We start from the raw sequence: 13,772 nt of genomic DNA, 5'->3' as shown, positions 1-13,772 counted from the left end.
GAACGAAAGTGTCGGACGGGGAGTCTCGCTATTAAGCTGCTCTGCGTAGAGGCTCAGCCCAGCGCTTTTCCCAATAGGTTTCCGACAGCCGGTCATGTCGCATGACATGCAGGTTGATCATGGCTTGAGCCCTGTCCGTACGCCGCCCAGCCCCTGGACACTTGAGGGGGGCCTGCACGAGGTAGCAATGAGAACTCTTGACCTCGCCAGAGCCGACGGACAGATTCAGCGCAAGTGCGAGGGGGGCATGATCGACCTGCTGCGGCTGCCTGTCACGAGGTGAACAAATTGGGCGGTCCATTGCCCATGCCACGAATCACCAGCTTGTGTGCACGTTACGCAGACCTGCTCGCCAAAGGGGGAAGCCTTGAATCTGCTCGTTCCGAAATCGGGGAAACGCGGGCGAACACGGCAGAGTAAAGCCGCGAACCTCCTGCTCTGCCTGCGCCAATACGCCGATGATGTCTGGAACTTCGCCACCGATCACAACGTCCCCTTCACCGACATGAGTAGTTACAGTTTGTGAATCGCTTAATTGAGGACACGCCCTAGGTTTTCCGCAGCCGCTGCAGTTTCGGCGCCACGACCGGTACCGTGAGCATGGTGCTGGCGACTGCCATCAGCAGCAGGGCGGTGAAAGTCTCGCTACTGATGACCTGCAGGTCGAGCAGAATGTTGGCGAAGATGATCATGATCAGCGCCTTGGTCTGCAGCAGCCAGCCGATGAGGCTTGCCTCGCCCGGCGCCCAGTTGAGCAGGCGGCCAGCGAGGTGCGCGCCGAGCAGCTTGCCGCCGACCGACGCGACGAGCAGGATGCCGGCGGCGACGAACACCGCCTCACCGCCGAGCGTCCAGTTGGTGCGCAGGCCAGTGCTCAGGAAGAAGACCGGCATGACCACCAGCAGCACATGGTGGCGCAACAGGTCCATCCGCTCCTGATCGAACCACTCGGTGTCCATGATCGCTCCCGCCAGGAAGGCGCCGACCATGAAGTGCAGTCCGGACCAGTCGGCGCCGAAGGCGCAGACGGTCAGCCAGATCAGCGCCATATGCCAGCGGTCGCGTTCCGCCAGCCGCCCCATCAGCGCCCGGAAGGCGTAGCCGAGCAGCGCGAAGGCGACCAGGAAACCGATTTGCCTGCCTGCGCGGCCCCAGTCCATCAGGATCAGCGCCAGCACCCCCCAGATGGCGATATCGTCGAGACTGGCGTAGCGCAGGATGCGCTGACCGATCGGCTGGCGCAGGATGGCGAGCTTTTCCATCAGCAGGATCAGGATCGGCAGCGCCGTCACCGCGCAGGCCATGCCGATGCCGAGGACGAACTGCCAGGCCATCGCTCGCGGTCCGATCCAGCCGTCGTGCAGCAGCATCAGGCCGGCGGCCAGGCAGCCGAAGGCGAGCGGCGTGCCGAGCGCCAGTCCGGCGGTGAGGCTGCTCTCGCGACGATGCGCCCAGGCCTGTCGGAGGTCGAGTTCGATACCGGCGATCATCACGAACAGCATCACGGCCCACCAGGCGATGCCGTTCAGCGACTGCACCACCGCCGGGTTGAAGACGAAGGCGTAAGCGTCGGGAGAGAAGCGTCCAAGGACTCCTGGCCCGAGTAGGATGCCGGTGACGATCTGCACGACGACCAGCGGCGCGTAGTAATCGGTCCGGCCGACCCGCCAGATCAGCCAGGGTAGCGTGAAAATGATCGCCATGGCAATCAGGAAGACTTCCGTCGTATTCATAGGCTCATCGCGTCATCGCGCCGGACACTGTTTCAGGGTGACCGCTCGCTCAACCACCGCGTTTCCTGGCCAGTAGCCAGGGCAGGCGGAGTAGGAAACCGAGAAACAGCCGGGTGTGCATCCAGGTCAACAGGGTATTGTCACGCAGGTAGCGGAAATGCGAGACGCCGCCTTCGTCTGGCCGAAGGTAGCGGACCGGCGCGTCACGGTTGAGCGGCCGCACGCCGGCCCAGCACAGGCGAACGACAGCCTCGGGGTCGAAATCGAAGCGGCGCATCCAGCGGTTGGCCTGCATGATCTGCTGCAGCGGGACGATCGGGTAGACGCGAAAACCGTAGAGCGAGTCGCCTATGCCCATCCACAACGTTTCGAGATTCGCCCAGCCGTTCGAGACCTTGCGCCCATTGACGCGTAGCGCCGGCGCGTCGGCGGCGAACACCGGTTTACCGAGAACCATGGCTTCCGGACGATCCTGCGAGGCCGCCATAAAGGCCGGAATCAGATTGGCCGGGTGCTGGCCGTCGGAATCCATCGTCAAAGCGTGCGTGAACCCGGCTGCCCGCGCCTGGCTGATGCCTGCCAGCACCGCCGCGCCCTTGCCGCAGTTTTTCGGCAGCACGATCACCTGCAGCCCGTCGTCGTCGCGCGCCAGCGCCTGCAGGCTGGCGGTGCTACCGTCGGTACTGCCGTCGACGACCACCCATACCGGCGTCCACTGCGCACGCGCGGCGCGAACCGTGTCAACGACCTGCGGCCCGGGGTTGTAGCTCGGGATGATGACGAGATGGGTGGACGACGCAAGCGTCATGGCGTACGCTCAGCAGCCTTTCAGTGGGCGTTGCGGGCGCGCGAACAAGCCGGGCGGGCGACGGTGCTGGGCCATGGCGGCCCAAGTTCGGCGCGGAAATGGCTTTCGAGTTCGGCGGCGAAAGCGGCGACATCCTGCGGTGGGTTGAAGCGTCGGCCCAGGCGGATACGGCAGCGCAGGGGAAGGGTCGGCCTTCTGAACAGTGGCCAGTGCTTGCCGAGGTAGGGGGTGGAAAATTCGATCAGCAGGGCCTGCACCGGCACCTGGCTGCGGCGGGCGATCAGACCGGCCGTCGCCAGGCAGGGGTCTACCGGGAAGGCGGTAGTACGGGTGCCCTCCGGAAAGATCAGCAGACGGGCACCGCGATCGAGTTCCTCGCCCGCGTCGAGAGTCATCGCCAGCGGCGCATCGTTGCGGATGAAGCGTGCCAGACGTGCTGCGGCACCGAAGAGGAGGTTGTCCATGAGGTCCGCCTTCATCACGCAGACGGTATTCGGCACACGCGCCAGCACGAGCACGGCGTCGAGCAGCGAGGGATGATTGGCGGCCAGCACCAGCGGCCCCGCGTCGCGCAGTTGATCGAGTTCGTCGAGATCGAAGCGGCAGGCACAAAGCGCGCTCAACACCCCGAGATAGCCCCGAAAGCCGATACGCGCGACGAAGCGCCCGAGCGGCTGGCCGATGCGACGGGGGAGCAGCGGATGCAAGAGCATCGCAAACGGCAGCCAGATCAGGCAGCCAAGCGCCAGCGTCCCCAACCCGAGCGCCATCGCGAGACATTCATAGGCACCCCACAGCGGCTTGCCAGCACGCGAATCAGTCATCGACCCGCACGCGCGTCGACGATTCGCCGAGGATCCAGTTCACGGACAATCCGGCGGCAAAATAATCCTTCTGCCGGACCAGCGGACTGTTCTCGAAAGTGGCTCCGCTGAGGTTGTCGTAGCGGGCGAAAGCACCGAACCAGACTTTCGGGAAACGCTTGGAGATCGCCATCAGGTACTGCGTGCCGGCATAGCCGCCGCCGGCTTGATACGCGGGACGCGTCGCCGTCGCGTACTGCGGCGCCACAGAATAATAATAGGCGTTTTGCCGCTGGTCGCCGAACACCACGCCGGCGAGCAGTCCGATGTTCCAGCCGGGCATCCCCGGAAGGTCGGTGATATCCATGTTGAGCCGGGGATGAAAGACCCAGCCCACATCCCGCGGCGAACTCTCGACGGTGAAGGCGGCGCGCAGCGGCAGCAATAGCTTGAGGAAGCGCGCGCGGTTTTCCGACCGCCACAGGGTGATATCCATCTGCGGGCCGATCTCGAAGGTCGCATCAAGATTTGGCATGCCGAAGCGGGCCCGGATGTCGTCGCTCAGGCCCGGAGGCGACAGCGCCAGACTGACGCTCAGGTCGAGGCGGTCGGAATCGAAGAAGCTGCCGCGGATGCCGTGCCGGTCGGCCTTGAAGAAATCCCCGTGATAGGTGAAATAGGGGACCGGCAGAACAAAATGGTCGGTTTGATCCGACCCCCGGTAATACGGGAAGCTGAAGGCCGCAACACCGGCCCCCAGTTCCCACAGCGGCTTTTCCTCGGCTGCCGGCGCGACGAGCGAAAGACAAGCTAAGCCCGCTGCCGTCAGACGGCTGATCCGGCGACCATTCGAACTCAATGCATGCATCAGGCACTCCCTGGAACATTGACGGCCACCGCCTCGATCTCGACGAGAAGGTCTTGTCGGCAGATGTCGGCTTGCACGAATAGAACCGCTGCCGCACCCATCGGAGCACTCAGCATATCCCGCACCACCGGAAAATCCTCCGCATGGCGGATGTAGACACGGTACGCAAGCCCACCCAGCGTAAATGTCGTGTGGCGGCTCAGACGGTTGGCTTCAGCGAGAACGGCCTCGATATTGGCCAGCGCCTCGCGCGTTTGCCCGCAGATATCCCCGAGGTGCACCGTGCGGTGTCCGACGATGCTCGCCGTTCCGGAAATGAACAGGCAATCCCGTTCGGGCAGGGTCACGAGCACCGCACGTGAGAAAGTGGGGCTGCGTGGCCCGTACTCCATCGGGTAGTGGTAGGCACTCACCTGGCGTGGGTTCTCGACCGGTTGTACCGGCGTTCGACCAGCAATGAAGGCGATGCTCAGCGGTCCCTGCGGCAGACCGATCGTACAGGCCGCGGGAACGTCACCGGTGGCCGCCCGAGCGCAGGCAGCAAATGCATCGTGCCGGCCAATGTTGAACTGGCGATAGCGTTCGAGGCCATTGGTTTCGCCGTTGATGTCGGCAAGATAATTCCAGACGCGCCAGAGGTGTGGCAACTCCTGCGCGGCAAGTAGCCGGAAAATACGCCGGTAGGCTTCCCCGGTTGCCTGCTGCAGGGTGCTTTCCCGGCCGGTGGTCGAAAAGGCCTGCTCTTCGAGTTCGATGACACCGAACAGGACTTCCCGGCTGCGCCGGAAAGCGATTCCTTCAAACTCGCCGGGGTGACTGTCGCCCGCACTGATCCACAGTTCATGGACGGCTTCGCCAGGATAACCGAGCAGCGGCGCAACCACCGTCTGCATCGGCCAGCACTCCGCCGGAGGCGCGGATGGCCGGCAGCCGATCAGCGTGCCGCCGAGGATCTCCCGGACTGGGACTTCGGCATCCACGAGCGGTCGCCGACGACAGACATCGGAACGAAAAGCGAGGCTCACGGGGTGGCGTTCAGGGCAGGATCATCGACCCGGCGGATGTTGAAACGCCGGCGCCTCCAACCCATGAAGGCGCGCCGGGGCTGGATGGCATTGGCGAAATAGTAGAGCAGCTTGAACATCCGTAGCGAGCGCCAGATCGGCGTCTTGCCGAAAATGTCGCCTGCGAGCACCGACAGCAGCGCTTCCTTGACCCGGAAGATGTTCTTGGGTCCCATGAAGAAGTCTCGCATGATCGGATTGGTGACCCGGTAGATGAACCACGAAAACTGCTTCGGACCGTGCTGCATCAGGTGGTCGAAGTGCTTGAGCGCCGCCGCCGCTTCGTCAGGCCGCCGCAGACAGGTGTCGATGGTTTCGGCGCCAATCAGGCCGCTATGCATCGCCAGCAGTACGCCGGAAGAAAAAACCGGGTCGATGAAAGCATAGGCATCGCCGAGCAACAGGTAGTTGCTGCCATGCGTGCGCTCGGACACGTAGGAAAAATTTCCGGTTGCCTCGACCTGGTTGATCAGCCTGGCCTCCTTGAGGCGCATGGCGAGTGCCGGGCAAAAGGCAATGCCGTCGTGCAGGAAGCGCTCGATGCTCCGTTGCCCCCTGGTCTTCATGAAATACGGCCAGGTGACCATGCCGACGCTGGTCACGTCGCCCTGCATCGGAATGAACCAGAACCAGCCATGCTCGAACCAGAAGATGGTGATGTTGCCTTCCGCCTGCCCGGCGCTGCGGCTGGCGCCAGCGAAATGCCCATAGACGGCCGAACTGTTGTGCCGCGGGTTGCGGTGCTTGATCTGGAAGCGATTGGCCAGGAAGGTGTCACGCCCGGAGGCATCGACGACGAAACGTGCCTTCCATTCGAGTTCGCGACCATTTTCCTGGCGGGCGCGGACCCGCACGCTGTTGTCGGGCAGGAAGTCGACTGCCTTTGCCTTGCAACCTTCGTGGACCTCGACCCCTTTGCGCGCGGCATTGCGGATCAGGATGGCGTCGAACTCCGCCCGTTTCACCTGGTAGGCGTAAGGCATCGACTTGTCCCAGGCATCTGCGAAATGAAAGGTCTGCGGCATGGGGTGCTGCGGCGAGACAAACTCGGCTGCCCATTTTTCCATGCCGATGGCCCTAACCTCACCGGCAACGCCAAGCCGTTCGAAGAGCGGCAGATTGGCCGGCAGCAGGGATTCGCCAATGTGGAAGCGAGGGTGTCGCGATTTCTCGAGCAGGACGACACGATAGCCTTTCTCGACGAGCAAAGGAGCAATCGTCGACCCGGCCGGACCGCCACCGATCACCAGGACATCGCATTCCCGGTACTCCCCTCCCCCAGACTCAAGCTGCATGCCCTCAACCCCTGTTAGTCACTGCTCCAGCGGCGAAAGTCGCCAAGAACCATATATTATACTGTCCACGGCATGGTTGATCCCAGCGCTTGCGGCGTGCAGCACGCATCCGGTTCCGTTGCCGGACGCGCTGGACGGCGGGAAATCCTGATCGGCGACATGGCGGCGATGGCATCCGCTTTCAGCTCCGGACTCAGGAAGGGCTGCAGGCCGACCGGTTGGCGCGGATGGCGGACAAACTCCCGCCGGGCAAGTTCCAGCTCCTCCTTGTTGGCACTGAAGTAACGAGCCGCGGCGACGGTTTCCGGCAGGTGCCGGACGACATGCCAGAGGCTCCAGCGATGCTGCCAGAGTCGCTTCGCAAAGCGATGGCGATAGCCCCGGCTGTCGTAGTAGCGCTTGACGTGCCAGTTGTAGAGCGCGTCCATCTCCTCGCGCGACGAGAACCCGTGTGGCTTGAAGACAAAATTCAGGCAGTTCATCAGCCGCCAGTCTTCGATGAAGTCTCCTTCCTTGCCACTGACGCACTCGTCCCAGATCGGCGCACCATACATCGGGCTGAACTTGGTCATGTTCATTTCGTCGAGATCGAGAGACAGAATGAAGTCACTCGTATGTCTGAGCGTTTCCGGTGTTTCTCCCGGCAATCCGAAGATGAACAGGCCCTTGGCGCGCAAACCGGCGGCGTGGATCCGTTCGACAGTCTTCTTCACTTCGGGCAGTGTTACCCCGGCCTTGTGGCGTTCCATCATTCCCGGATCGGCCGATTCGATGCCCATCGACACCATCAGCGCGCCGGCCTTCTTCAGCATGGCCAGCATTTCGTCGGAGGTGTGACCGGTACGGATGGCGCAGTTGAAGTTCATGCCCAGCGGCTGCTCGATCAGCATTTCGCACAGTTCGGTGACTCGTTTCCTGTGGGCCGTGAACAGATCATCGTAAAAGTTGATGTGGCGGACACCGAAGCTATCCCGAAGGTATTTCATGTGCTCGTACGTGTACTGAGCCGAGTTGGTCTTGTACAGGCGCTCGAAAACCGTGCGGTCGCAGAATGAGCAGGTGTAGGGGCAGCCACGCGAAGTGATCATCGTCGCACCGTGGCGTTTCTCGTAGGCAAACAGTGGCAAGTGATAGCCATGCGGAAACCCGGCCAGCTTTTCGTACGCCGGAAAGGGCAGCTCGTCGAGATTCAGGATACGGTGTCGGCGCGGATTGCAGACGACCTGGCCGTCGCCGTTGCGGAATACGAGGTTGTCGATCTCCGCCAGTGCCTTGCCGTTTGCAAGGTCGAGCAGGCAGCCCTCACCCTCACCGATGCACAGGTAGTCGATTTCGGGAAAGTGCTCAAGAATCGGCGCGCCAATTGATGACACATGCACGGCCCCGAAGACGATTCTGATCTCCGGCCGCTTCCTCTTGATGAAGGCAGCGAGGTCGACCCCGTCCATGAAGCTGGAAGTTGTTGCACTGATGCCTACGAGATCCGGCCGGCTCGCCAGGACGATTTCGGCGTTGGCCGCTATTCCCGGCGGCGCATACGGGCCGAGGCAGTCATGCAGCTCGGTTGGATGGCCATGCTTCTCCAGCCAGCTCGCGAGCTGCATGATGCCGATCGGCGGCATGCGGTTGGCCAGCACCGAAAAATCGGGCTGCCCCGGAACGAAATTGAAACCGGCTGGGTGAACCAAGGTTACGCGCACGCTTTGCTCCTCGACAAACGTCCCCGAATCCTGCTGGAAATGTTTCGGCCAAGGCGGCCTGCGTGATCATCTGCAGACTGCCCGGCCGCCTAGAACTGCCTTCTGCCCTGAGCGCAGGCGTGAATCGGTCTGGTCGGCACACCAAGCAGAACTTACCACGAAGTGCCGGTGACCAGCGCACCATCCTCAGGGAAGCACAACCCGACTACGTGTAGACTCAGGCTGCGCGCTGACCTGGGCAGCGACGAGAGCGCCGCTCAGACAACGTGTATGCAATGTCCATTTCATGGCGGTAATCTCGAGAATGATCCAATTGGCGAACACCGACCGGACCCGATCGATCAGCGCGCCAACGGCCACGCACTCGCCCGTAACCATGGCCATGAGCGCTGTTCAGTCTTTTCCGTGCCGCGAAATGCGTCCCCGCCGGCGTCAGCGGTAGGCCGGCTCGCTGGCGTTATGAATTATCCATACCAGATGAGCACTGCCAATATCGCCCATCGAACCTCCAGCAAAAATCAGACGGCCCTGGTTCTTGTAGACCAGTTCCTGACGGTGCTTGTCGCTCCCAAAGAAGAAGGGGATGAAAGCCTTGCCGGTAAGGTATGCACCCTGGTCGCTGGGCTGTCCGACAAGGTCGGTCACCTGTTTCATGGGCATGCCAATCTGTAGCTGTGTGAACTTGCTGCCCGGTGCCGGCTTGCCGGTGATCTCCCCTTCCCAGTCGCGCAATCCCTTGACGGACTGGCCGTAACCCGCCTCGACCCTGGAGGAATCCACGACCTCACCCTTGCTGTTCATTCCGGGGCCGATCTTGCCCGATGGAGTTTCCGGGGTCGGCGCCGCAGGCTGGGCGGCTGCTACTGGCTGCGCAGACTGGACGGGCGGAGTGGGCTGCTCGGCCTTCGCAGTCTTGGAGCCTTTCTTGGCTGGCCTGGCCTGCTGGTTCATCTGTGTTGCCGGCACCGTCTGCGGCACTGCCACGCTATTCTCCGCCTGTGTTACTTGGGCCGGTACAGCAGACTGAGCACCGTCGCTCTTACCGGGATTGCTTGAGCAGCCCGACACACCTGCCGTGACCAGAAGCACCAGCAACGAACGGCCATAAACCCTCTCCTTCGACATGCCTCCCCCCTTCTGACGATTGAATAAAAACTGTAGGTGACGATCCACCTGCTTGAGGAATCTATCTTTCAATCAGTATGCTGTCAATCCATTGCCAAGTTTGCGGTTTCTACGCTTTCCTGGGCAATCAATGCCGGAAAGTTGCAAACCGTGCAATCAGCCCGGAAGGTCATCTCGCAGGCCTTGAAATTCACGTCACCCGGATCTATTATTAGCACTCGTTAGCGGCGAGTGCTAATATTTTTACTCCTGAGTCTTTACCCAGGGCTACAGGATCTGACCGTCGATATCCGTTTATATGCTTAACCCCAAGGAGAAACTGCATGAAAATTCGCCCGTTGCATGATCGCGTGATTGTCAAACGTCTTGAAGAGGAGCGCAGGACCGCCTCCGGTATCGTCATTCCCGATACAGCTGCCGAGAAACCTGACCAAGGCGAAATTCGCGCCGTTGGCAATGGCAAGATTCTTGATGATGGCAGCGTCCGCGCCCTGGCCGTGAAGGTTGGCGACCGGGTCCTGTTTGGCAAATACGCCGGTCAGACCGTCAAGGTCGATGGAGAGGAACTGCTGGTCATGCGTGAAGAAGACATCATGGGCGTCATCGAGGCGTAGAGGTCGCGTTCGCACGATCTCCGCCCGCACAGCCTTAGCACACAATCTTTCCTTTCAATTCAGAATCAAATCATCACAGAAACTTAGGAGTTATCTCGATGGCAGCTAAAGACGTCAAATTTGGCGATACCGCACGCGCTCGCATGGTCGAAGGCGTGAACATCCTTGCCGACGCAGTCAAGATTACGCTCGGTCCGAAGGGACGCAATGTTGTTCTGGAGCGCTCGTACGGCTCTCCAACCGTGACCAAGGATGGTGTTTCGGTCGCCAAGGAAATCGAACTGAAAGACAAGTTCGCCAATATGGGCGCCCAGATGCTCAAGGAAGTGGCCTCCAAGACTTCCGACATCGCCGGGGACGGAACCACGACCGCTACCGTGCTGGCACAATCAATCGTTCGCGAAGGCATGAAGTACGTTGCTGCAGGCATGAACCCGATGGACCTCAAGCGCGGCATCGACAAGGCAGTCGTGGCCACCGTCGACGAGCTGAAAAAGCTCTCGAAGCCCTGCTCGACCAGCAAGGAAATTGCTCAGGTCGGCGCGATCTCGGCCAACGCTGATGCGGACATCGGTGACATCATTGCCAAGGCGATGGACAAGGTTGGCAAGGAAGGCGTGATCACCGTCGAAGACGGCAAATCCCTGAACAACGAACTCGACGTCGTCGAGGGCATGCAGTTCGATCGTGGCTACCTGAGTCCCTACTTCATCAACAACAACGAAAAACAGAACGCGATTCTGGAAAACCCGTTCATCCTGATCTTCGACAAGAAAATCTCGAATATCCGTGATTTGCTGCCGATTCTCGAACAGGTCGCCAAGTCCAGCCGCCCGCTATTGATTGTCGCTGAAGATGTCGATGGAGAAGCACTCGCCACCCTGGTGGTCAACAACATCCGCGGCATCCTCAAGACTTGCGCCGTCAAGGCACCGGGCTTTGGTGACCGCCGCAAGGCAATGCTCGAAGACATTGCGATTTTGAGCGGCGGTCAGGTGATTGCCGAGGAAGTCGGCCTGACCCTGGAAAAGGCTACCCTGGCGGACCTCGGCCAAGCCAAGCGCATCGAGATTGGCAAGGAAAACACGACGATCATCGACGGCGCCGGAGTCAGCGCGAACATCGAAGCGCGTGTCAAGCAAATTCGCGCGCAGATCGAGACCGCCACCAGTGACTACGACAAAGAGAAACTGCAGGAGCGGGTCGCCAAACTCGCGGGAGGCGTCGCTCTGATCAAGGTGGGTGCCGCTACCGAAGTCGAGATGAAGGAGAAAAAGGCACGCGTTGAGGACGCGCTGCACGCCACTCGTGCCGCTGTGGAAGAAGGAATCGTTCCTGGCGGCGGTGTCGCACTGCTGCGTTCCCGCCTGGCGCTTTCCTCGCTCAAGGGCGATAACCACGACCAGGAAGCCGGGATCAAGATCGTTTTGCGGGCAATGGAGCAGCCGTTGCGCGAAATCGTCGCCAACGCCGGCGACGAACCGTCCGTCGTGGTCAACGCCGTGCTTCAGGGTACCGGCAATTTCGGGTACAACGCCGCCACCGGTGAGTACGGCGACCTGGTTGAAATGGGAGTTCTCGATCCGACCAAGGTCACGCGTACGGCACTGCAGAACGCGGCATCGATCGCCGGCCTGATGCTCACCACCGACTGCCTGGTCGCCGAACTGGCTGAGGAAAAGCCGGCCATGGGCGGCGGCGGCATGGGTGGTGGTATGGGTGGCATGGGTGGTATGGGTGGCATGGACATGTAATGTCCGCAGGGCCATCGTTCCTGAAAAAAACCCCGCTTCGGCGGGGTTTTTTTATTGGGTAAAACGGGGGCTACCGTTCCTTGCTTTCCAGCGCCGATTTGTTGATGTCGATCTTGTAGCGCAGGCGTAGTCCGGCAAGGTAGGCAGCAAAATCCTCCTGCCCAAGGATCGTGCCGTATTCGGCTTGCAAGGCCTTGCGCCGGTTGTCGTCCACCTTTTCCGGATGGCTGACCGTCATGATCTTGTAGAGCATATAGCCCCCGCCTTCCGCATCAGCACCCACATAGGCCGGCAGCTGGCGGACATCGGCTCTAAAGATCGCCTTCAGCGACGCCTCCGGCAACTGACGGCCATCCTGCCTGGAAACTCTCCTGACTGGCGCCCAGGCAAGTTTATCCTCCGCCCCCTGCTGCAACTCGCGGAGTTTCGACTCGCCTGCAGCACGGGCCAGTACCGCCTCTTCCTCAGCCTTGAGCAGCGCTTCAATCTCAGCCTTGACGATCGCCAAGGGCTGCGTGCTCGCGGGCCGGTATTCGATCACCCGGGCGGCCAGAAGCGTATTGGGAGCAACCTCGACCGCCTCGGTATTTCGTTTGTTCTTCAGTGAATCGTCCGAAAACACCGCGGCAAGCACTTTCTGGTTACCCAGCTGGCCCAAGCCAGCCAACTTATCCGGGGAAAGGCCGCGCGGCAACCAGCCGGACTGCTGGATTTTCAGTCTGAACTTCTCGGCGGCCGGCTGCAGGCTGTCCGGTTGCTCGTAGATCATGTTGCTGAAGGTCTCGGCAGCCTCGGCAAACTGTCGTGAAGCTGCTTGCCGCCGCAGTTCCTCTTCGATCTCCGGACGCGCGTCGGCAAGCGAACGCAACTTGCCCGGTTTGATTGCCGTCAGCTTGATGATGTGATAGCCGAATTCGGACTGCACCAGACCGGAAAGCTCATTCTCTCGCAGGCCGAACACGCTATCCTCGAACGGCTTGACCATCATGCCACGCCCAAAAAAGCCAAGATCTCCCCCTTTTTCGGCAGATCCGGGATCCTGCGAATGCTGCCTGGCCAGCTCGGCAAATTTCGCCGGCGACTTCTGGACTTCCTTCAGCACATCTTCCGCCTTGGCGCGTGCTTTTTCCCGGTCCACCTCGCCGCTCGCCAGAATCAGGATATGACTGGCTCGCCTCTCCTCGGCTTGCTGGTAACGATCCTGGTGGCTCTCGTACCAAGCTGTCACTTCTCCATCGCTGGGCTTGACCTGCGCCAGCAATCCTTCGAGAGACAGGAGCACGTACTCGACCTTGGCTTGCTCCGCCACTTCAAAGCGCTTCAGGTTCTGTGCATAGTATTTCTCGATGGCCGGCAGCGTGATTTTCACCTGGTCGGCAAACTGCCCCGGGGTGAATCGCCACTCGGCAATCTGCCGCTCCTCGGTCTGTATGCGCAGCAGCTTATCGACCACCTTATTGCCAGCAATGCCGGTATCTCCAACTGCGCCGACCAGTTGCTGGAGCGTGAGATCCTGTCGCATCTGCGCCTCGAATTGGGCTTGTGACATGCCCTGGGCGGCAAGCGCAGCCTGGTAGCGAGCCATTGAAAACCGACCATTTTCCTGCAGGGCCGGGATCTTGGCGATGACATCGCGAAGCAGGTCATCGCCGGCACCCAGTCGTCCTTGCGATGCCTCAAGGAGCAGCAGTCGCTGATCCACCAGTGAATTCAGAACCGCCAGCCTGGCTGCCGGCGTATTCATCGACTCTGGAAGGAAACTGGCGCCCAGTACCTGCCGCATGCGATCCTGCTGGGCACGCCAGGCCTGGTCGAACTGCAGTATGGTGATCTTGGTGTCCCCCACTCTGGCCAGATCGGCCCCCGCCCCAGTGTTGCGCACATAGGAGTCAACGCCCCAGAAGGCAAAAGGCAGGGTGATCAAGGCAAGGAATATCTGAACAACTCTCTTGTTGTTGCGAACGGCATCAAAGAACATGGGGGTAGCTCGCTAACTTACTGGAACGTT

General features: G+C 61.1%; 11 protein-coding genes. 2 read left to right on the top strand and 9 right to left on the bottom strand.

The window, feature by feature from the left end; translation table 11 throughout:
- Positions 1-548: 548 nt before the first annotated feature.
- The 8 genes from AW06_RS15445 to AW06_RS15405 all read right to left on the bottom strand — a co-directional run bounded on the left by AW06_RS15445 (position 549) and on the right by AW06_RS15405 (position 9,084).
- A complete protein-coding gene (locus AW06_RS15445; protein WP_034951764.1) occupies positions 549-1,733 on the bottom strand; it encodes a cation:proton antiporter in 1,185 nt (394 codons plus the stop codon).
- A gap of 49 nt (positions 1,734-1,782) precedes the next feature.
- On the bottom strand, positions 1,783-2,541 hold the full coding sequence (locus AW06_RS15440; protein ID WP_034951763.1) for a glycosyltransferase family 2 protein: 759 nt from the start codon (positions 2,539-2,541) through the stop codon (positions 1,783-1,785).
- A gap of 20 nt (positions 2,542-2,561) precedes the next feature.
- Positions 2,562-3,365 carry a lysophospholipid acyltransferase family protein gene (locus AW06_RS15435; protein ID WP_034951761.1) on the bottom strand — a complete coding sequence of 268 codons (804 nt, stop codon included), beginning with the start codon at positions 3,363-3,365 and terminating at the stop codon, positions 2,562-2,564.
- A complete protein-coding gene (locus AW06_RS15430) occupies positions 3,358-4,212 on the bottom strand; it encodes a MipA/OmpV family protein (RefSeq protein ID WP_138677752.1) in 855 nt (284 codons plus the stop codon). Before AW06_RS15430 ends, AW06_RS15435 begins: the two co-directional genes overlap by 8 nt.
- Entirely contained in the window at positions 4,212-5,192 is a 981-nt protein-coding gene (locus AW06_RS15425) for a Rid family hydrolase (RefSeq protein WP_034951781.1), read from the bottom strand. Before AW06_RS15425 ends, AW06_RS15430 begins: the two co-directional genes overlap by 1 nt.
- Positions 5,193-5,233: 41 nt before the next feature.
- A complete protein-coding gene (locus AW06_RS15420) occupies positions 5,234-6,571 on the bottom strand; it encodes an NAD(P)/FAD-dependent oxidoreductase (RefSeq protein ID WP_034951760.1) in 1,338 nt (445 codons plus the stop codon).
- A gap of 56 nt (positions 6,572-6,627) precedes the next feature.
- Complete coding sequence (locus AW06_RS15415; RefSeq protein WP_034951758.1) at positions 6,628-8,271, bottom strand: radical SAM protein; 1,644 nt, start codon at positions 8,269-8,271, stop codon at positions 6,628-6,630.
- A gap of 432 nt (positions 8,272-8,703) precedes the next feature.
- Positions 8,704-9,084, bottom strand: a complete 381-nt coding sequence (locus tag AW06_RS15405) for a hypothetical protein (protein ID WP_046535298.1) — start codon at positions 9,082-9,084, stop codon at positions 8,704-8,706.
- 635 nt (positions 9,085-9,719) lie between these two features.
- Here AW06_RS15405 and groES point away from each other — a divergent pair.
- A complete protein-coding gene (groES, locus tag AW06_RS15400) occupies positions 9,720-10,010 on the top strand; it encodes a co-chaperone GroES (RefSeq protein ID WP_034929008.1) in 291 nt (96 codons plus the stop codon).
- A 98-nt stretch (positions 10,011-10,108) separates the two neighbouring features.
- Positions 10,109-11,764: a chaperonin GroEL gene (gene groL / locus AW06_RS15395; RefSeq protein WP_034951754.1), complete on the top strand. Its 1,656-nt coding sequence runs from the start codon at positions 10,109-10,111 to the stop codon at positions 11,762-11,764.
- Between the two features lie 70 nt (positions 11,765-11,834).
- Here groL and AW06_RS15390 read toward each other — a convergent pair whose 3' ends face one another.
- Positions 11,835-13,742 carry a SurA N-terminal domain-containing protein gene (locus AW06_RS15390; protein WP_034951752.1) on the bottom strand — a complete coding sequence of 636 codons (1,908 nt, stop codon included), beginning with the start codon at positions 13,740-13,742 and terminating at the stop codon, positions 11,835-11,837.
- Positions 13,743-13,772: the final 30 nt, after the last annotated feature.

The organism is Candidatus Accumulibacter cognatus (genome assembly GCF_000584975.1).
Classification (GTDB): Bacteria; Pseudomonadota; Gammaproteobacteria; order Burkholderiales; family Rhodocyclaceae; genus Accumulibacter; species Accumulibacter cognatus.
The sequence above is the reverse complement of the archived record's forward strand: the minus strand, read 5'-3'. Positions and strand labels throughout refer to the sequence as shown.

Excerpts from the sequence above, each read along its gene's own strand:
- AW06_RS15445 (WP_034951764.1), bottom strand. The coding sequence starts at position 1,733 with ATGAATACGACGGAAGTCTTCCTGATTGCCATGGCGATCATTTTCACG.
- AW06_RS15440 (WP_034951763.1), bottom strand. The coding sequence starts at position 2,541 with ATGACGCTTGCGTCGTCCACCCATCTCGTCATCATCCCGAGCTACAAC.
- AW06_RS15435 (WP_034951761.1), bottom strand. The coding sequence starts at position 3,365 with ATGACTGATTCGCGTGCTGGCAAGCCGCTGTGGGGTGCCTATGAATGT.
- AW06_RS15430 (WP_138677752.1), bottom strand. The coding sequence starts at position 4,212 with ATGCATGCATTGAGTTCGAATGGTCGCCGGATCAGCCGTCTGACGGCA.
- AW06_RS15420 (WP_034951760.1), bottom strand. The coding sequence starts at position 6,571 with ATGCAGCTTGAGTCTGGGGGAGGGGAGTACCGGGAATGCGATGTCCTG.
- groES (WP_034929008.1), top strand. The coding sequence starts at position 9,720 with ATGAAAATTCGCCCGTTGCATGATCGCGTGATTGTCAAACGTCTTGAA.
- groL (WP_034951754.1), top strand. The coding sequence starts at position 10,109 with ATGGCAGCTAAAGACGTCAAATTTGGCGATACCGCACGCGCTCGCATG.
- AW06_RS15390 (WP_034951752.1), bottom strand. The coding sequence starts at position 13,742 with ATGTTCTTTGATGCCGTTCGCAACAACAAGAGAGTTGTTCAGATATTC.